This is a genomic window from Mesorhizobium sp. WSM4823 (genome assembly GCF_055811195.1).
In genome coordinates, this window is sequence record NZ_JBVVQL010000012.1 from 69,995 (window position 1) to 87,347 (window position 17,353).

The following is a 17,353-nucleotide window of genomic DNA, read 5'->3' on the forward strand; positions in this document are numbered from 1 at the left end:
CAAGGTTTCCGCCATGATGCTCGTCGACGTCTATCTCGACAAATCGCCCATCCAAGGCATCGGAGTTTTTGCCAAGAACCACATTCCCCGTGGCACACTGGTTTGGAAGCTCAACCCCAATTACGACCGGCGCATCCCGGTCGATGTCTATGAAGGCGAAACCGGATCGGTCAAAGCTTATCTCGACCGTTATTCCTATCCCGACCGCCGCGACCCGAACTACATCGTCTTCGAAGCCGACGACGCACGCTACATGAACCATGCCGACGACCCGAATTGCGACGTCGCCTCACCCGAGGAGACATATGCATTGCGCGACATCGCGCCGGGCGAGGAAATGACCTGCGACTACAATCATTTCTTCGACACCGGCTTCGATTTCCTGGGTGATCGATAATCGGTCTTGCGGGCGCTCAACTTGAAGGCGGCTTGCGCGCGGGATAGCCGTCGGGATGCGGCGGGACGGCTTTCAGGTAGGCTGCGATCGCCGCGCGGTCCTCGGGCGTCAGTTCGGCCATATTTCTCTGCACATCGACCATGGCGCCGCCCACGGAATCGAAATCCGGCGTGAAGCCGGTTTCGAGATAGTAGGCGATATCGGCCTCTGACCAGTCACCGAGCCCGCCTTCGCCCGAAGTGATGTTCGGCACGATGCCGCTGCCTTCGGCGGCCGCAGCACCCGCTAGCCACTGGCTTTTTTTGCTGCCGCCGATGAAATCCCGCGGCGTATGACATTCGCCGCAATGGCCAGCCCCTTCGACCAGATAACGACCTGCCAGCACCGGCTGCGGCGTCCCGTCCGGAAAGGAAACCACCGGCTGATCGCCCAAATAGAGACGTTTCCACAGCCCAATGCCGCGACGGATGTTGAACGGAAATCCCAGCGAATTGGCAGGCGCCTTGCCCGCGACAGCCGGAAGCGTCTTCATGAAAGCATGAAGATCGGCAATATCGGCCGGCTTCATCCGCGCGTAGGAAGCATAGGGAAACGCAGGATAAAAATGCTCGCCGGTTGGCGACACGCCCTTCAGCATGGCGTTGGCGAGGTCTTCGACTGACCAGGCGCCGATACCGTCCTTGGCATCCTGCGAAATGTTCGGCGGCACGAAAGTGCCGAACGGTGTCTTGAGTTCGAGACCGCCGGCCAGTTGAAGGCGGGCATCGCCTTGCAAGCCTGGCTTCGCATGGCACGATGTGCAGCCGCCGGCATAAAAAATGCGTTTGCCCCTGGCGGCATCGCCGGGGCCGAGCTGCGCCAGGGTCTCAGCGTCGAGCCTGACCGGCGCCGACAGGAACCAGCCCACAATCGCGCCGGCGACGCCCAGAAGAAGGGCGGCGCCGACGAGTTTTTTCAGCAGGCGCATCGCCCGCTATCAGCCCTTCTTTATCCTGTATGTCTGGTGGCAGGTGCCGCAATCGCCGCCGATAGTGTTGAATTGTGTCTTCAAGGCATCGACGTCCGCGGGGGCAGCAGCGGCAGCAGCCTTGACGTCGGCGAGATACTTCTGTTCAGCCGCCTTGAAGCCGGCCATGTCTTCCCAGATCTTGGGCGCAGCCGTGGTGTCGCCGGTGTCGCTGCCCGCCAGAAAAAGCGTGTCGACGTTGGCATGGAATTTTTCGGCATTGGCCTGCAGCGCCTGCAACGCCGTCAGCACGGCAGCGGCGTCGTAAGGGTCCTCGCCCTTAACCACTTTCGACAATTGGCCGGCGATCTTTCCGCGTTCCTTCATCAGGGCCTGCCGCTCCTGGATCGGATCGGCAGACGCCGCCGAACCGGCGAAGGCGAGCATCGAGATGGCGAGGATAAGCTTTCTCATTCATTGGCTCCATGGTGAAGATATTTAGGACCGGATCCGGCCCTAGCGATAACGGCAAAGGTGGCTTAAAAATTCCGGAAATTCGCCTCACGGTTATGTGAATTTTTGCGATAGTCGTTCTTGCGTGGAAATGAGCAGCCGATCTCGAGCCAAAAGAAAAGCCCCGTTTCCGGGGCTTTTTGCAACTCAACGGGCTTACGCCTTTTCATACATTTCGAGAACGTAGTCCCAGTTGATGAGACTGTCGACGAAAGCTTCAAGGTATTTCGGCCGGGCGTTGCGATAGTCGATGTAATAGGAGTGCTCCCAGACATCGACGCCCAGGATCGGCGTCGCGCCATGAACCAGCGGGTTCTCGCCGTTCGGCGTCTTCGAGATAGCCAGCTTGCCGTCCTTGACCGAAACCCAGGCCCAACCCGAACCGAACTGGGTGGTGCCGGCGGCGATGAAGTCCGCCTTGAATTTGTCGTAGCCGCCAAGATCGCTGTCGAACGCCTTTTGCAGCGCGCCCGGCAATTTGTTGCCGCCGCCGCCCTTCTTCATCCACTTCCAGAAATGGATGTGGTTGTAGTGCTGGGCGGCATTGTTGAAGAGCCCGGCATTCTTGCCGAAGGACTGTTTTACAGCGTCTTCGACCGACAAATCGCCCAGCCCGGCTTCGGCAGCCAGCTTGTTGCCGTTGTCGACATAGGCCTTGTGGTGCTTGTCGTGATGATACTCCAGCGTCTCCTTCGACATGTAAGGCTGCAAGGCCTCGTAGTCATAGGGCAAGGCGGGCAATTCAAAAGCCATCGGTCGTACTCCTCGTGGAAAAATCCGGTGTCGATACCGGACTAACATAGGTCTGGATTGATGTGGAACAACTCCGGAATGAAGCGCCGATTCCCTTTTTATCGGGTCAACCGGCTGAAGTCGAATGTGCCCAATCCCAATAGAGTTCGCGCGCCTTCTTGGCTACGGGCCCGGGCTGGAGATTACGATCCTCGATGCGGGTGACCGGCACGACTTTCGAATGATTTCCGGTCGAGAATATCTCGTCTGCTTCGAGGAATTCGCGCACCGACAGCGCTTTTTCGGTGGTCTTGAACCCATACTCGTCAAGCAGCGTCATCGTTCGCGAGCGAGTGATGCCGGACAGAAACGTGCCGTTCGGCGCCGGCGTCAGGACATGGCCGTCCTTGACCAGGAAAATGTTCGAGGTCCCGGTTTCGGCGACATTGCCCAGCATGTCCAGCACAAGCGCGTTGTCGAAGCCGCGCATCTTGGCTTCTAGGATGGCACGGCCGTTGTTGGGATAGAGGCAGCCGGCCTTGGCGTTGGTCGGCATGGTCTCGACGGTCGGGCGCCGAAACGGCGAGACGGTAACCGAAAAGCCCGCCGGCGAGATCATCGGCGATTCGTAGAGGCAAAGGCAGAAACGGGTCGAGGCCGGATCGGCCGGCACACCCATATAGCCACCATGCTCGGCCCAGTACATCGGCCTTATGTAGACCGCCGTCTTGCCGTCGAACTTCTTCAGCCCGTCCCAGGTCAGCCCGACAATCTTTTCGGCGCTCATGGATGGCTTGAGACCAAGTGCGATCGCCGAGGCGTTCACCCTCGCGGCGTGGCGGTCGAGGTCGGGGGCGACACCCTCGAACCAGCGGGCGCCGTCGAAGACGCTGGTGCCGAGCCACATGGCATGACTGCGTGGCCCCAGAATGGCGACATTGCCTTCGTACCAGTCGCCGTCCACGAAGGTCCATGTCGCGGATTGCGCCGCAGTCGCCAGTGTCATCGCTTGGTTCCGTTTCAGAACTGTCCTGTGTTGCCATTGGAAGATGCTTTGTCATCTGCCGTCAACCGGCATGACCGAGATTTATTGAGGCCAGCGGCATGCGGATTGCAATCTGTGCTTGCGCCTGGCCCTGCCTCGCCGCAAAACTGTTGTCATGCATTTTGCGGCTTATGTTTTCGACGCCTACGGCACGCTGTTCGACGTGCATGCCGCCGTACGCCGCCATGCCGACCAGATCGGACCGGACGGCCAGCTCCTGTCGGAGATATGGCGCGCCAAACAGCTGGAATATTCCTGGGTACGGACGCTGATGGGCGCCTATGTCGATTTCTGGCAACTCACCGAACAGGCGCTCGATTTCGCCTTGCGCAAGGTTCCTTCCGCAGACAAGGGGCTCAGGGCCAAGCTGCTCGACGCTTATTGGCGGCTGGACTGCTACCCGGAGGTGCCGGCCGTGCTCAAGGCGCTCAAGGCATCGGGCGCGAAACTGGCGATCCTCTCCAACGGCTCGCCTGAGATGCTGGAAGCCGCGGTCAAATCCGCCGCGCTCGACCAATTCCTGGACGACATCTATTCCGTCGATACGGTCAGGCGCTTCAAGACCGACCCGTCGGCCTACGACATGGTCGCGACAGGCTGGCGCCTCTATCCTGATGCGGTGTCGTTTCAGTCATCCAATCGCTGGGACGTCGCCGGCGCGACCAAGTTCGGCTTCCGCACAGTCTGGATCAACCGCTCCAACCAGCCTGAAGAATACCGAGACTTTCCGCCGGCCCTGATCCTACCCTCGCTCGAAGGCCTGCTGGCCGGAGGCTAACGCATGATTCCGAAAGTCGGAATGGAACGCGCGGCGCTGTAGGCCTGTTGCCCCGGCGCAACAGCGACGGCGCTGTCACAGCTTTGCCTTTCTTTGTCCACCCTCAGGCCAGAATCGGAACCGCCTATCGCGCCGGGCATTGGTAGGGCTGGCGCCTTACCAATTGGCGTATTCATGTTTTGTTTCGATTTGAGACCTAAAAAAGGCAGCCATGTTCACTACTGAAATCGAATCCTATCGCCTGAGCCGTCGCGGCTTTCTCAACGCCGCTGCGCTCGGTGCCGCCTCGATTGCGGTTTCCGCCTGCACCACGACAGGAGGGCGGCCGGTCGAGCCTCCACCGCCAGCCAGTGTCGAGCCGCCGCTCATGGACTATGCAACAATGTACGCTCCGATCAGCGACGGTGGGTTCGAGGTCCCAGGCGTACCGTTCGAGAAAATCGACGAGCAATTTCTGCGTCAGATCGTTCCCGATCCAACCGGCCAACAGCCTGGCACCATCGTCGTCGATACGGCCGGCCACCACCTCTACCTCGTGCGTCCGGGCGGACAAGCCATCCGTTATGGTGTCGGGCTGGGTCGCGCCGGTTTCGAATGGTCTGGTGACGCCGTCGTCCAGTGGAAGCAGAAATGGCCGAAATGGACCCCGCCGGCCGAAATGATCGCCCGCCAGCCTGAGCTCGCGAAATACAGTGTCGACAATGGCGGCATGCCCGGCGGGCTGACGAATCCGCTCGGCGCTCGGGCGCTGTATCTCTTCCAGGGCAACCAGGACACACTTTACCGCCTGCACGGCTCGCCGGAGTGGTACTCCATAGGCAAATCGGTATCATCTGGCTGCGTTCGCTTGATAAATCAGGACATTATCGACCTGTATGACCGTGTGCCCGGCAAGGCGCCGGTGATCGTTACCTCCGGTGTCGGTCAGGAGCTTGTTGCCACGGCAGACCGCAAGGCCATTCCGATCGATGCGGGCGTCCCGGAAGGATCGATCCTCCTTGGCCCGGTAAGGGCGATCACCGACTCGGTTTTCTGAGCTGGTCGAAAGCGCTGGAGGAGCGGATATCGCTGCTCTCACTGTCGATCCGGGCACGCCAAAGCACTCATGCACCTCGCCGAGTTCGCCGTCACTTGGCGGAATCTCGAAACACGCCGGCGTCCACGTCGCGCATGAAGCGGCTCACAAGAGCCGCACATTCTCTGTGATGGGTTTCCAAAAGCTGGTGTCCGCTTTCGAAGACGTGGATCTCCAGCGCATCAAGGATGCGGTTGTAGGCCATGATCTCGTTGATATCAAAGAAGGGGTCGTGCCTGCCCCAAAGCAGAAGGCATGGCGGCTGATGCTCGCGGTGGTAGGCCCGGATTGTCGGGAAACGCGCAATGTGCGACCCGTAGTCTGAGAAGATCTTGAACTGGATATCGGTGATTCCGGGCCGCGACAGACGCTCCCAGTCGAGGTGCCAGCCCTCGGGAGGATAGAGAGACGCCAGGCGCTGCGGCTGCTCTCCGATATACTGGTATCGGGTCGTCTCGAAATTCATCCAGTCGGGGAGCTTGGTCCTGTTCTCCTCGGTCGGGTCGGCAAAGAACGCCTTCGGGGCTTCCCATCCCTGCCCCAGCCCCTCCTCATGTGCATTACCGTTCTGGACGACAAGGCCAAGGATGCGGTCCGGCCGGCGCGTCGCGAGATGGTAGCCCACGGGCGCGCCGAAATCGTGGATAAACAGGAAGAACCTCTCGAGGTCCAGCACAGCGAGGAACGCGTCGATCGTGTCGGCAATGTTCTCGAACGTGTAGTCGTAAGCATCGGCGGACGGCGCGGAGGAGTAGCCGAAACCAGGCAGATCCGGCGCAACGACATAGGCGGTTTCCGCCAATGGTTCGATGATGTTGCGATACATGTAAGACGACGTCGGGTAGCCGTGCAGCAGCAGGATTGCCGGCCTCTCCGGATCGCCGGCATGCCGGTAGAAGATATCAAGACCTTTGACATGGATGGTCTCGTGGCGGGTCTTGTGGTGATAGTTTTGCATCTCTCATTCCTCCTTCTCGTGCCGGACGTGACATCGCCCTGGTCTCGAAACCGGATTTCCGTATTATAGCGGTTACAGTGCTTGTAACCGGATAACAGGTCAGACGAGGTTGGGTTCCGAGGCGAACGCACATACGCAATGGGTGCCGGAGCACTTCATTGGCGGGCATCCCGCCCTTGATCTCGCGAACGCCGTGTTCAACCGGCGGGTGCCCGAGCAAGATAACGAGCTGCTTAAATCCGCCCAGGACATCGGAAACTGGTTCAAGGCATCGGGGCTTGCCGATGCTCGCCAGGCAGAAGCGGTCGCCAGCATAACGGGCGAACCGTTCGTCGAACGGGTCCACGCGGTGCGGGAGGCGTCGGCCCGGGTCTTCGGGGCGATCGCCGCGGGCAGGCCCCCCGCGATGGAGGCGCTGAGCTTCCTGTTCTCCGGCGCGGCGAGCGGGCTTGCCGCCGGGTCGATCTTATCGAACGGTACGCGACCGGAACTCACTTTGGTCGAGTGGCGGCACCCGGCCGCCGTCACGGCCTTCCTTGCCGTGCTGTCGGTGGAAGCCTTCTTCACCCTGTCGCGCGAAAGGCTGCGCTCCTGTCCGCGCTGCGGCTGGCTTTTCCTGGACACGTCGCGAGGCGGGAAACGCCGCTGGTGCAGCATGCGGACCTGCGGAAACCGCGAGAAGGTGTCGCGCCACAGGGAGCATGCCTAGGCAGGGTCGCCGCCGTCGGCCCCTGCTCAGCATGACAGGCCAAAATCTTGGTCGTCGATGGCAGGGAGACGGCTGTCCAGTCATCCTCCGGCAAGACGCGGCAGCAGGAAAATTTCGGCGCCTTTTGGCAATTCCTTCGACCAGGTGTCGCGATAGATCGTACCGTCGATGGCGACGGCGATGCCGCGGTCGATCAAGGGCTCGAGGCCGGGATACTGTTCAGCCAGCTTCCTGAACAGCTCCCTTATGTCCTTCGCTTCGATCTCGACCTTGTTCTTGCCTCCGGCGGCCGCGCCAAGCGATCCCCAGAGCGTCACTTCAACCATCAGCCTGCCCGTTCGGCCTCGATCGCCGCCAGGATGCGCGGCGGTGACATCGGGATATGCGTCATCCGCACGCCCGCGGCGTTCGACACCGCATTGGCGATCGCCGCCAGCGGCGGCACGATCGATGTCTCGCCAACACCGCGCACCCCGTAAGGATGGTTGGGATTGGGGATCTCGAGGATCTGCGTGTCGATCATCGGCAGGTCCGAGCAGACCGGGATGCGATAGTCGAGGAAGCCGGCATTCTGAAGCCGCCCGTCCTTGCCGTAGATATACTCCTCGTTGAGCGCCCAGCCGATGCCTTGCGCAGCACCCCCCTGGTACTGTCCCTCCACATAGGTCGGGTGCACCGCCTTGCCAGCATCCTGGACGACGGTGTAGCGCAGCACCTTCGTGGCGCCGGTCTCGGGATCGACCTCGATATCGCAGATGTGGGTGGCGAAGGAGACGCCCGCGCCATCGGCGACGAGTTCGCTGTGGCCGGCAATTGGCCCTCCAGTTTTGCCCGACTCGGCCGCGATCTCCTTCAGCGACAGTTTTCCGAGATTGCCGTGCTTCTCGCCCTTGGCGACCGCATGACCCTGTTCCCAGGCCACGTCATCGACGGAAATGTCCCACATCTGCGCGGCGCGTTCCCGCAGGACCTTGATCGCGTTGCGGGCGGCCGAGATCGTCGCCATGGAGGACGAGAAGGTACCTCGGCTTCCGTCCGTCATATCGTTGTAACCGAGGCTGGAAGTGTCGGCGACCACCGCCTTGACCTGCTCATAGGCGATGCCAAGTTCTTCCGCGGCCACCAGCGACAGCGAGGCACGTGAGCCGCCGACGTCGACGGTTCCGACGGCAAGCGAGACCGAGCCGTCCATGCCGATGTTGAGGTCAGTACAGGTCTGGCCGCCGAAGTTGAACCAGAAGCCGCAAGCCATGCCACGGCCTTGGTTCTTGCCAAGCGGAGCCTTCATGTGCGGATGGTTCTTCGCCGCTTCGAGCGTGGGGCCGATGCCGATCGGGCCATATACCGGGCCGTAGGACGATCTGGTGCCTTCCTGCGCGGCATTCCTGATCCGGAATTCGACCGGGTCCATGCCGATCTCCTTGGCCAGTTCGTCGATTGCGCTCTCTACCGCGAAAGCGGCCATCGGCGCTGACGGCGCACGATAGGCGGCGGTCTTCGGCCGGTTGACCAGAACTTCGTAGCCGACCGTCTTGACGTTCTCGAGCCTGTAGCAGGCAAACGCGGTCATGGCGCCGATCTCGGCCCACATGCCCGCATAAGGGCCGCAGGAATAGCGCAAGGTCGCCTCGGCAGCGGTGATCGTGCCATCCTTGCGGGCGCCGATCTTGACGTCGATTGAGGTGGCGCTTGTCGGCCCGGAGGCGCGGAACACCTCGTCGCGCGTCATGACCAGCTTGACTGGCCGGCCTGACTTGCGCGACAGCGCCAGCGCGACCGGCTCGGCCCAGACATGAGTCTTGCCGCCGAAGCCGCCACCGATCTCCGACGAGGTGACGCGCAGCTTGGAAGCTTCCATGCCAAGCAGCTGCGCGCAGTGCTGGCGGTAGACGAAATGGCCCTGCGTGCAGACCCAGAGGTCGGCGGTGCCGTCGGAGCTGACGCTCGCGACGCAGGCATGCGGCTCGATATAGCCCTGGTGCGTTTGCTCGGTCTTGAAGGAGCGCTCGACGATGAAATCGGCCTGACCGAACCCTTCATGGATGTCGCCATGGCCAAACTGAGTGCGTTTGGTGACGTTGGAGGGCTTGACGGGCTTTTCCTCAAGGCCTTCGGTGAAGATGGCTTCGTTGAGCAAGGGCGCGGAGTGCCTCATCGCATCGTCGACATCGATCACATGCGGCAACACCTCATAGTCGACCTCGATCAGCTTCAGCGCTTGCCTGGCTGTGCGGGCGTCGACCGCCGCGACCGCGGCCACCGCATGGCCGTCATAAAGCGCCTTCTTGCGCGCCATGCAGTTGTCGAGGATGTCGTACATGGCGGCATCGCCATCGGTGAGGTCGGGCAAGTCGGCCGCCGTGATCACCGCCTTGACGCCGGCTAGCTTTTCCGCCTTCGACGTGTCGATCCTCCTGATCGTGGCATGCGCGTGGGGGCTTCTGAGAACACGCCCGACCAGTTGCCCGGCCATATTGAAGTCGGCGCCGTAGCGGGCGCGGCCCGTCACCTTGTCGACGCCGTCGGGACGGACGGGGCGCGTACCGACGGAAGAGAAATTGCGTCCCGAATAACGCGGATCGAAATTCATCTCAGGCTTCCTTCATCACACTGGCGGCGTCCTGGACGGCGCGCACGATCTTGTCATAGCCGGTGCAGCGGCAGAGATTCCCGGCGAGGCCGAAGCGGATTTCCTCCTCGGTCGGATCGGGATTCTTGGCCAACAGGTCCTTGGCGGCGATCAGGAAACCCGGCGTGCAGATGCCGCATTGCAGTGCTGCGTGCTCGAGGAACTTTTGCTGCAGCGTATGCAGCCTGTCGCCATGCGCCATGCCCTCGACGGTATCGACGCGCCGGCCTTCAGCCTCCGCGCCGAGCACCAGGCACGAGCACACCAGCCGATCGTCGAGGATGATGCTGCAGGCGCCGCAATCGCCGGTACCGCAGCCTTCCTTGGCGCCCGTCAATCCCAGACGATCGCGCAACACATCGAGCAAAGTCTCGTCCGGCTGGCAAAGGTACTCGAAATTGTCGCCGTTAATCGTCGTTGAAACTGCAATCCCAGCCATCATTTGCCCCCTGCACGTGCATAGGCGGTCGCGGCGGCCCGCTTGGCCAGCACGCCCGCAACTTTTCTTCTGAATTCGACCGTGCCACGCTTGTCGTCGATGGGGCGACACGCCCCCGAGCAGACTTTGGCGAGCCGCTCCAGCGTCGCTTCGTCCAGCTTGGAGCCAATGAGAACCTCAGCCGCCTCTTCGACCAGAAGCACCGTCGCCGCCACAGCGCCGAGCGCCACGCGGGCCGCTTTGACGACGCCGTGCTCGTCGAGCGTCAGGTTCACGCCGGCGCTGACCACCGCGATATCCATCTCCGTACGTGGAATGAAACGCAGATAGGCATCGCCCGAGCGCGGCGCGCGCCCATCCAGCAGGATCGCCTCGATGATCTCTCCCTTGGCCAGCGACGTCTTGCCCGGCGCGGTCGGCACGGCTTCCACTGGGATTGTGCGCTTGCCTCCCGGCCCGACAACCAACGCCTTTGCGCCGGCGGCCACCAGCGCCGGCACGCTGTCTGCGGCCGGCGAGGCGTTGCAGAGATTGCCGACGATGGTGCATCGCCCCTGTACCTGCTTCGAGCCGATCAGGTTCGCGGCTTCGACGACGCCAGGCCAGGCTTTCTTCAGGGCCTTGCTCTCGCCCAGCACGGCGCAGGGGACTGCCGCGCCTATGCTGAAGCCATCAGCCGTTTCCCGGATTTCGCTCAAGCCCTCGATCGCCTTGATGTCGACGATCAGCTCGGGTTCGATAAAACCGCCTTTCATCCTCACCAGCAGGTCGCTGCCTCCGGCGAGAATGGCGGCTGTGCCGGACGAGCCGGTCAACTGGCCAACGGCGTCTTCGATTGAAAGCGGACGTATGTAACGCATCGTCTCCCCTTGGTTATGGCAATCTCATCAACCGTTATAAGGAGTCTCCCTATAATGGCTACCCGGTTCTGCATTTGCGGCAATTCAGCTAGGGTTCTCAGCGGCCTCTTGAGAGGCTGCCGAGAATGCCGCGAACGATCGCTCGTCCCACGGACGAGCCGACCGAACGAACCACCGATTTGATCGCCGCCTCCGCCACCGTCTGGCGATTGGATGCGCGCCGCGCCGGTGGCCGTCCGCCGCCGGTGGTCTGCGGGGGTGGATCATCATTGCCGAAGCCCGGAATAGTCCAGCGCGACCGGCCGCTCTCCTGCTGCTGCGCCTCTGCATCGAGAGCATCCTTGGCTTTTTTCTGCAGCATCTCGAAAGCCGATTCGCGATCGATGGTCTCGTCGTATTGCCCCGCAACCGGGCTCTCGGTGATCAGCTTGCGGCGTTCGTCAGGCGTGATCGGACCAAGGCGGGACGACGGCGGGCGAATCAATGTCCGCTGGACCATGGACGGAGCACCTTTGGCTTCCAGCGTCGAGACCAGCGCCTCGCCAGTGCCGAGCTGCGTGATCACGGTCGCGGAGCTGAAGTCGGGATTGGGCCTGAACGTGTCGGCGGCCGTCTTCACCGCCTTCTGCTCTCGCGGCGTGTAGGCGCGAAGCGCGTGCTGCACCCGGTTGCCGAGCTGGGCCAGCACCGTTTCAGGGATATCCAGCGGATTTTGGGTGACGAAATAAACGCCGACGCCCTTCGAGCGAATCAGGCGGACCACCTGTTCGACCCGGTCGATCAGCACCTTCGGCGCGTCCTCGAACAAAAGGTGCGCCTCATCGAAGAAGAAGACCAGCTTTGGCTTGTCGGGGTCGCCGACTTCGGGAAGCTCCTCGAACAGTTCCGACATCAGCCACAAGAGGAATGTCGCATAGAGGCGGGGATTCATCATCAGCTTGTCGGCGGCAAGCACGCTGATGGCGCCACGGCCGTCGCGGGTGGTGCGCATGATATCGGCGATCCGCAATGCCGGCTCGCCGAAGAAGTTCGTCGCCCCCTGCTGCTCCAGGACCAGCAAGGTGCGCTGGATAGCGCCGACCGAAGGTTTGGTGACATTGCCGTAGCGAGCCCCGATCTCCTGGGCGCGATCGGCAATGTTGGCAAGAAGCGCCTGCAGATCCTTCAAATCCAGCAGCAGCAGGCCTTCTTCGTCGGCAATACGAAAGGCGATGTTCATGATGCCTTCCTGCGCCTCGGAAAGGTTCATCAGGCGCGACAGAAGCAGCGGCCCCATTTCCGAGACGGTGGCGCGGATCGGATGGCCCTGCTCGCCGAACAAATCCCAGAAGATGACCGGGAACTCCTGGAATTCATAAGGATCGAGCTTGACCTGCTTGGCTCGCTTGACCAGAAAATCCTGCGCCGTCCCCATCATGGCGATGCCTGACAGGTCGCCCTTGATGTCGGCGCAGAAGACCGGCACGCCAGCATTGGAAAAACTCTCCGCCAATATCTGCAAGGTCACGGTCTTGCCTGTGCCGGTCGCGCCAGTGATCATGCCGTGACGATTTCCATATTGCAGCAAAAGGCGTTCGGGGCGCTGGTAGCTGTCGTCCGGCTTGCGGCTGGCTCCTATGAAAATGCTGGTGTCGTCGGCCATCTGCCCGGTCTCCGCAAACCTGAAGTGTTGAACGCCCTGACGTATTGAAAGTGATGGGGCTCGCCGCAGGTATAATGACGCCATTGCGCAGCGACAATGGCCATAGTCGAAATTGGGTTTTTGGAGCTTGCGGATTTTGCGCATGTTTGGCAATCGGTTGACGGTTCATCGTCGCAGGCGTGTTGCATTGTGATCTGGGACGGGGAACCATAGACTGACGTTCCAGGCCTGTGGGCCGACAAGCGCATGACCCCGAAAATCGGAATCGATTTTCGCCGGGGATCGTGCGCAGGATCAAAAGTGCTCCAGCGTTCTTTGTTCGTCCAAAGGACGCGCGGCGCTGTAGACGAGGAGAGCGGATGGGCGCCGGTGCCTTGAATCACGATGCCGAGCTTCCGAACCCTGACCGGCTGCGGTGGCTGGCCCTTGCGGAGAAAGCCTTAGCCGGCGGATCCTTCGAGGAAAAGCTCGTGTCCCACACGGACGATGCGATTCGCATCGAACCGCTCTACGAGCGTTCGGCCGCCGCAGAGCCTCTCGCGCGGGCAAATCCCAGGTTGCCGTGGTTCGTCAGCCAGCGTATCGACGACCCGGATATCGGCCGCGCCAAGGCGCAGGCCCTGGAAGACGTCGCACAGGGCGCCACCGGATTGTCGCTCGTCTTCGAAGGCGCGCCGAACGCGTTCGGCTATGGCCTGCCGAGGACTGCCGAGGCGCTCGAGACAGTGCTGGACGGCGTGCCGCTCAACCGCATCCAGATCCGCATCGACGCGCATCCCTGGAGCCGCGCCGTGGCCGACTGGCTGGTTGCGTTCCTGACCAAGCGCCGATCCGACCCGGCAAAGCTCAACCTTTCCTTCGGCATCGATCCGGCGGCGATATTTGCCGGAACCGGCCGGCTGCGCATGTCGATCGAGGCTCTGCAGGCGTCGATGCCGCAATCCCTGGCGCATTTTTTCTCGATGGGCGTGCCCGGGGTTCTGCTGGAGGCGGACGGGCGCGTCTTCCACAATGCCGGCGCCACCGAAGCGCAGGAGCTGGGCACCATGATGGCTTCGGCGGTCTCCTATCTCCGCATGTTCGAGGAGGCGCGCCAGCCGCTTGTCTATGCGGCGCCCCATATCGGCTTTGCGCTGAGCGTCGACCAGGACCAGTTCGTGTCGATGGCCAAGATCAGGGCCCTGCGCAGACTGTGGGCGCGTGTTCAGGAGGCATGCTCGATCTCCGCCTCGACCGCCAGCATCCATGCCGAGACGTCCTTCCGCATGATGACTTCGGCGGACCCGGAGACAAATATCCTGCGCACGGCAATCGCCGGCTTTGCCGCGGCAGCCGGCGGGGCCGATTCGATCTCCATCCTGCCGCACACGATCACGCATGGCTTGCCGGCGGGCTTTGCCCGCCGTGTCGCCCGCAACGCGCAACTGATCATGGCCAGCGAAAGCCATATCGATCACGTCGCCGACCCTGCTTGCGGTTCGGGCGCCGTCGAAGCGCTGACATTGAGCCTCTGCGAAGCGGCTTGGGAAGAATTCCAGCGGATCGAGGCGGAAGGTGGCGTGCTGTCCAGTCTGCAGCATGGACACATCCAGAAACGGGTTCAGGCGGCCTCGGCGCGCCGCAATGCCGCCTATCAGGCGGGCGAGCGGGCCATCATCGGCACGACGCTTCATCCGTTGAAGACCGAACGTCCGGTCGAAACGCTGGCGGCGGAGCGGCGGCCCGCCTTCACCGAAGGCGTGGCGGTGTGCGAGCCGCTGTTTCCGATCCGCATCGATCAGTCGATCGGAGCAGCATCATGATCCCGGATTTCAGCCAGATCGGCTGGTCGGCGCCGCGCCGGGCGCCGATCGAGATCAGGGGCCAGCGGACGACGCCGGAAGGGCTGGCCGTCAAGCATTTGTACAACCAGGGCGACCTCAAGGGGCTGCCGCATCTCGACACTTATCCGGGCCTGCCGCCATTCGTGCGCGGCCCCTACCCGACTATGTATGTCCAGCAGCCCTGGACGATCCGGCAATATGCCGGCTTTTCGACGGCGGAGGAGTCGAACGCCTTTTACCGGCGCAACCTTGCAGCCGGCCAGAAGGGGCTGTCGGTCGCTTTCGACCTCGCCACGCATCGCGGCTACGACAGCGATCATCCGCGCGTTACCGGCGATGTCGGCATGGCCGGCGTCGCCATCGATTCCATCCTCGACATGCGCCAGCTCTTCGACGGCATCCCGCTCGACGAGATGACGGTGTCGATGACCATGAACGGCGCGGTGCTGCCAATCATGGCGCTCTACATCGTGGCGGCGGAAGAACAGGGCGTTGCGCAGAAGGATCTTGCCGGAACCATTCAGAACGACATTCTGAAAGAGTTCATGGTGCGCAACACCTACATCTACCCGCCACAACCTTCGATGCGGATCGTCTCCGACATCTTCTCCTACACCTCGCAGCACATGCCGAAGTTCAATTCGATTTCGATCTCCGGCTATCACATGCAGGAGGCAGGGGCGACCGCCGACCTCGAGCTTGCCTATACGATCGCCGACGGCATCGAATATGCCCGCGCCGGCGTCGCAGCGGGTCTCGATATCGACCGTTTCGCGCCACGCCTTTCGTTCTTCTGGGCAATCGGCATGAATTTCTTCATGGAGGTCGCCAAGCTGAGGGCAGCCCGCCTTTTGTGGTCGAGCCTGATGCTTAAGAATTTTGCGCCGAAGGACGAGCGCTCGCTGTCGCTGCGCACCCATTGCCAGACTTCGGGCTGGTCGCTGACGGCACAGGATCCCTACAACAACATCATCCGCACCATGATCGAGGCGATGGCGGCGACCCAGGGTCATACACAATCGTTGCACACCAACGCCTTTGATGAGGCGATGGCGCTGCCGACGGACCATTCGGCGCGCATTGCCCGCAACACGCAGCTCATCCTGCAAAAGGAATCGGGCACCACCCGCATTATCGACCCGTGGGGAGGCTCTGCCTATGTCGAACGGCTGACGCATGATCTGGCGGCGCGCGCGCTTGCCCATATCGAAGAGATCGAGAGCCTGGGCGGCATGGCCGCCGCGACCGAAAAAGGCATACCCAAGCTGCGCATTGAAGAGGCCGCCGCGCGCACCCAGGCACGGATCGATTCCGGCGAACAGATACTGGTCGGCGTCAATGCCCATCGCCCCGGGACGGACATCGAAGTCGACGTGCTGAAGATCGACAATGCCGAAGTCAGAGCTCGGCAATTGTCGAAGCTGCAAAGATTGAAAGGCACACGCGACGTCGGCGCGGTCGAGAGCGCACTGGATGCGCTGAGCCGTGCTGCGGAGAGCGGCGAAAACCTGCTGGAATTCGCCATCCGCGCCGCACGCGCCAACGCCACGGTCGGCGAGATTTCGCTGGCGCTGGAAAAGGTCTTCGGCCGCCATGTCGCCTCGGTCCAGACGATCTCCGGCATCTATCGCAAGGCACTCGGCGACAATCCGGTGGTCGACCGGCTGCAGGACAAGATCGTGGCGTTCGAGGAGAAGTCCGGCGGCAAGCCGCGCATTCTCGTCGCCAAAATGGGACAGGATGGCCACGACCGCGGCCAAAAGGTCATCGCCACCGCCTTTGCCGATCTCGGCTTCGACGTCACTGTCGGGGCGATGTTTCAGACGCCGGAAGAGATCGCTAGGCTCGCGGTCGAGCACGACGTGCATATCGTCGGCGCTTCCTCGCTCGCAGCGGGGCACCTGACGCTTATTCCCGAACTCAAGGATGCGTTGAAGAAGCTTGGCCGCGATGACATGCTGATCGTCGCTGGCGGCGTCATCCCGCCGCAGGATTACGATGCGGTGCGGCAGGCGGGTGCCGCGGAAATCTTCCCGCCGGGCACCGTCATCCCGGAAGCGGCGGAACGGTTGATCGATTGGCTGCTCCAAGTGGGCTGACCCTGTTGTAATATCCGTTGTAACGGAGAGCGGATCGCGTTATAATTTGCGTTGCAACAAGGGTGCAGCGCCGTGAATACGACTATCCGCAAGATCGGCAATTCCGAAGGCGTGATCCTGCCGAGGGAGCTTCTCGATCGCTTGAACCTGAAGGCTGGCGACCAGCTTCAAATCGTTGAAACAGGTGACGGCCTTGCGCTGAAGCCCGTGGACGATAGCTTCGAGCGGCAAATGAAAGCTGCCCGCGAGGTGATGGACAAATACAAGGTCGCGCTTCAGAAGCTCGCCGAATGAGCTGGCAATTTCTGAGCCGGCGCGCCGTGGAAGCGATGCACGCGGAGCAGCTGCGCCGGCATGGCGGCGCGCAGGGTTTGAGGGACGAGAATGCTCTCGAATCGGCGCTCGCCCGCGCCGAGAACAAGGCGAACTACGTTGATCCATCGATCGAGGATCTGGCTGCGGCATATGTCTTCGGCATCGCCAGAAATCATGCCTTTGTCGACGGCAACAAGCGCACTGCCATCGTCGCCGCCGGCGCATTCCTGATTGTCAACGGCTATACGCTGACGGCCGACAACGGCACGATCTATGAGTTCGTCATGGGCGTCGCCGCTGGCGAGATCGACGAAGCGGGCGCGGCGGCATTCTTCCGCGACCATGTCGTCGAGATCGAGGGACGGAACGTTACGGAACCGCTTTGAGCGTAGG

Annotated in this window: 18 protein-coding genes; 8 read left to right on the forward strand and 10 right to left on the reverse strand. The window is 62.0% G+C overall.

What is annotated here, in order from left to right; translation table 11 throughout:
- The first annotated feature begins 13 nt into the window (after positions 1-13).
- On the forward strand, positions 14-397 hold the full coding sequence (locus tag AC0L26_RS24600; RefSeq protein ID WP_473634920.1) for an SET domain-containing protein: 384 nt from the start codon (positions 14-16) through the stop codon (positions 395-397).
- A 16-nt stretch (positions 398-413) separates the two neighbouring features.
- Here the strand turns inward: AC0L26_RS24600 and AC0L26_RS24605 are convergent, their stop codons facing one another.
- The 4 genes from AC0L26_RS24605 to AC0L26_RS24620 all read right to left on the reverse strand — a co-directional run bounded on the left by AC0L26_RS24605 (position 414) and on the right by AC0L26_RS24620 (position 3,594).
- Positions 414-1,364, reverse strand: a complete 951-nt coding sequence (locus AC0L26_RS24605) for a cytochrome c (protein ID WP_473634921.1) — start codon at positions 1,362-1,364, stop codon at positions 414-416.
- Between the two features lie 9 nt (positions 1,365-1,373).
- A complete protein-coding gene (locus AC0L26_RS24610; RefSeq protein WP_473634922.1) occupies positions 1,374-1,817 on the reverse strand; it encodes a c-type cytochrome in 444 nt (147 codons plus the stop codon).
- Positions 1,818-2,012: 195 nt separating this feature from the next.
- On the reverse strand, positions 2,013-2,609 hold the full coding sequence (locus AC0L26_RS24615) for a superoxide dismutase (protein WP_352929123.1): 597 nt from the start codon (positions 2,607-2,609) through the stop codon (positions 2,013-2,015).
- 106 nt (positions 2,610-2,715) lie between these two features.
- Entirely contained in the window at positions 2,716-3,594 is an 879-nt protein-coding gene (locus AC0L26_RS24620) for a branched-chain amino acid aminotransferase (protein WP_352929124.1), read from the reverse strand.
- A 154-nt stretch (positions 3,595-3,748) separates the two neighbouring features.
- Between AC0L26_RS24620 and AC0L26_RS24625 the strand changes: the two genes are divergently transcribed.
- Positions 3,749-4,411: a haloacid dehalogenase type II gene (locus AC0L26_RS24625; protein ID WP_473634923.1), complete on the forward strand. Its 663-nt coding sequence runs from the start codon at positions 3,749-3,751 to the stop codon at positions 4,409-4,411.
- Between the two features lie 211 nt (positions 4,412-4,622).
- The gene (locus AC0L26_RS24630; RefSeq protein ID WP_473634924.1) at positions 4,623-5,447 is read left to right on the forward strand and encodes a L,D-transpeptidase; all 825 of its coding nucleotides are present in this window, start codon (positions 4,623-4,625) and stop codon (positions 5,445-5,447) included.
- 91 nt (positions 5,448-5,538) lie between these two features.
- Here AC0L26_RS24630 and AC0L26_RS24635 read toward each other — a convergent pair whose 3' ends face one another.
- Positions 5,539-6,444 carry an alpha/beta fold hydrolase gene (locus AC0L26_RS24635; protein ID WP_473634925.1) on the reverse strand — a complete coding sequence of 302 codons (906 nt, stop codon included), beginning with the start codon at positions 6,442-6,444 and terminating at the stop codon, positions 5,539-5,541.
- A 109-nt stretch (positions 6,445-6,553) separates the two neighbouring features.
- Between AC0L26_RS24635 and AC0L26_RS24640 the strand changes: the two genes are divergently transcribed.
- Positions 6,554-7,153, forward strand: a complete 600-nt coding sequence (locus AC0L26_RS24640) for a CGNR zinc finger domain-containing protein (RefSeq protein ID WP_473634926.1) — start codon at positions 6,554-6,556, stop codon at positions 7,151-7,153.
- Positions 7,154-7,233: 80 nt separating this feature from the next.
- On the opposite strand, the gene AC0L26_RS24645 is transcribed toward AC0L26_RS24640, so the two are convergent.
- The 5 genes from AC0L26_RS24645 to AC0L26_RS24665 all read right to left on the reverse strand — a co-directional run bounded on the left by AC0L26_RS24645 (position 7,234) and on the right by AC0L26_RS24665 (position 12,723).
- Positions 7,234-7,479 carry a MoaD/ThiS family protein gene (locus AC0L26_RS24645; protein ID WP_352526126.1) on the reverse strand — a complete coding sequence of 82 codons (246 nt, stop codon included), beginning with the start codon at positions 7,477-7,479 and terminating at the stop codon, positions 7,234-7,236.
- The gene (locus AC0L26_RS24650; RefSeq protein ID WP_473634927.1) at positions 7,479-9,743 is read right to left on the reverse strand and encodes a xanthine dehydrogenase family protein molybdopterin-binding subunit; all 2,265 of its coding nucleotides are present in this window, start codon (positions 9,741-9,743) and stop codon (positions 7,479-7,481) included. The genes AC0L26_RS24645 and AC0L26_RS24650 overlap by 1 nt, the downstream gene beginning before the upstream one ends.
- A gap of 1 nt (position 9,744) precedes the next feature.
- Positions 9,745-10,221 (reverse strand): (2Fe-2S)-binding protein, encoded by a 477-nt coding sequence (locus tag AC0L26_RS24655; RefSeq protein WP_473634928.1) that lies wholly within the window; start codon positions 10,219-10,221, stop codon positions 9,745-9,747.
- Entirely contained in the window at positions 10,221-11,081 is an 861-nt protein-coding gene (locus AC0L26_RS24660; protein ID WP_473634929.1) for an FAD binding domain-containing protein, read from the reverse strand. The genes AC0L26_RS24655 and AC0L26_RS24660 overlap by 1 nt, the downstream gene beginning before the upstream one ends.
- Before the next feature lie 97 nt (positions 11,082-11,178).
- On the reverse strand, positions 11,179-12,723 hold the full coding sequence (locus tag AC0L26_RS24665) for a helicase HerA-like C-terminal domain-containing protein (protein WP_473634930.1): 1,545 nt from the start codon (positions 12,721-12,723) through the stop codon (positions 11,179-11,181).
- A 359-nt stretch (positions 12,724-13,082) separates the two neighbouring features.
- Here AC0L26_RS24665 and AC0L26_RS24670 point away from each other — a divergent pair, with 359 nt between their 5' ends.
- From AC0L26_RS24670 to AC0L26_RS24685, 4 genes are all read left to right on the forward strand, one after another.
- Positions 13,083-14,525 carry a methylmalonyl-CoA mutase subunit beta gene (locus AC0L26_RS24670; RefSeq protein ID WP_473634931.1) on the forward strand — a complete coding sequence of 481 codons (1,443 nt, stop codon included), beginning with the start codon at positions 13,083-13,085 and terminating at the stop codon, positions 14,523-14,525.
- Entirely contained in the window at positions 14,522-16,645 is a 2,124-nt protein-coding gene (scpA, locus tag AC0L26_RS24675) for a methylmalonyl-CoA mutase (RefSeq protein ID WP_473634933.1), read from the forward strand. Before AC0L26_RS24670 ends, scpA begins: the two co-directional genes overlap by 4 nt.
- Before the next feature lie 72 nt (positions 16,646-16,717).
- Positions 16,718-16,939 (forward strand): AbrB/MazE/SpoVT family DNA-binding domain-containing protein, encoded by a 222-nt coding sequence (locus AC0L26_RS24680; RefSeq protein ID WP_095496758.1) that lies wholly within the window; start codon positions 16,718-16,720, stop codon positions 16,937-16,939.
- A complete protein-coding gene (locus AC0L26_RS24685; protein ID WP_473634934.1) occupies positions 16,936-17,346 on the forward strand; it encodes a type II toxin-antitoxin system death-on-curing family toxin in 411 nt (136 codons plus the stop codon). Before AC0L26_RS24680 ends, AC0L26_RS24685 begins: the two co-directional genes overlap by 4 nt.
- Positions 17,347-17,353: the final 7 nt, after the last annotated feature.

Bases quoted from the DNA above. Each gene is read 5' to 3' on its own strand.
- AC0L26_RS24600 (WP_473634920.1), top strand. From the start codon at position 14: ATGATGCTCGTCGACGTCTATCTCGACAAATCGCCCATCCAAGGCATC.
- AC0L26_RS24605 (WP_473634921.1), bottom strand. From the start codon at position 1,364: ATGCGCCTGCTGAAAAAACTCGTCGGCGCCGCCCTTCTTCTGGGCGTC.
- AC0L26_RS24610 (WP_473634922.1), bottom strand. From the start codon at position 1,817: ATGAGAAAGCTTATCCTCGCCATCTCGATGCTCGCCTTCGCCGGTTCG.
- AC0L26_RS24615 (WP_352929123.1), bottom strand. From the start codon at position 2,609: ATGGCTTTTGAATTGCCCGCCTTGCCCTATGACTACGAGGCCTTGCAG.
- AC0L26_RS24620 (WP_352929124.1), bottom strand. From the start codon at position 3,594: ATGACACTGGCGACTGCGGCGCAATCCGCGACATGGACCTTCGTGGAC.
- AC0L26_RS24625 (WP_473634923.1), top strand. From the start codon at position 3,749: ATGCATTTTGCGGCTTATGTTTTCGACGCCTACGGCACGCTGTTCGAC.
- AC0L26_RS24630 (WP_473634924.1), top strand. From the start codon at position 4,623: ATGTTCACTACTGAAATCGAATCCTATCGCCTGAGCCGTCGCGGCTTT.
- AC0L26_RS24635 (WP_473634925.1), bottom strand. From the start codon at position 6,444: ATGCAAAACTATCACCACAAGACCCGCCACGAGACCATCCATGTCAAA.
- AC0L26_RS24645 (WP_352526126.1), bottom strand. From the start codon at position 7,479: ATGGTTGAAGTGACGCTCTGGGGATCGCTTGGCGCGGCCGCCGGAGGC.
- AC0L26_RS24650 (WP_473634927.1), bottom strand. From the start codon at position 9,743: ATGAATTTCGATCCGCGTTATTCGGGACGCAATTTCTCTTCCGTCGGT.
- AC0L26_RS24655 (WP_473634928.1), bottom strand. From the start codon at position 10,221: ATGGCTGGGATTGCAGTTTCAACGACGATTAACGGCGACAATTTCGAG.
- AC0L26_RS24660 (WP_473634929.1), bottom strand. From the start codon at position 11,081: ATGCGTTACATACGTCCGCTTTCAATCGAAGACGCCGTTGGCCAGTTG.
- AC0L26_RS24665 (WP_473634930.1), bottom strand. From the start codon at position 12,723: ATGGCCGACGACACCAGCATTTTCATAGGAGCCAGCCGCAAGCCGGAC.
- AC0L26_RS24670 (WP_473634931.1), top strand. From the start codon at position 13,083: ATGGGCGCCGGTGCCTTGAATCACGATGCCGAGCTTCCGAACCCTGAC.
- scpA (WP_473634933.1), top strand. From the start codon at position 14,522: ATGATCCCGGATTTCAGCCAGATCGGCTGGTCGGCGCCGCGCCGGGCG.
- AC0L26_RS24685 (WP_473634934.1), top strand. From the start codon at position 16,936: ATGAGCTGGCAATTTCTGAGCCGGCGCGCCGTGGAAGCGATGCACGCG.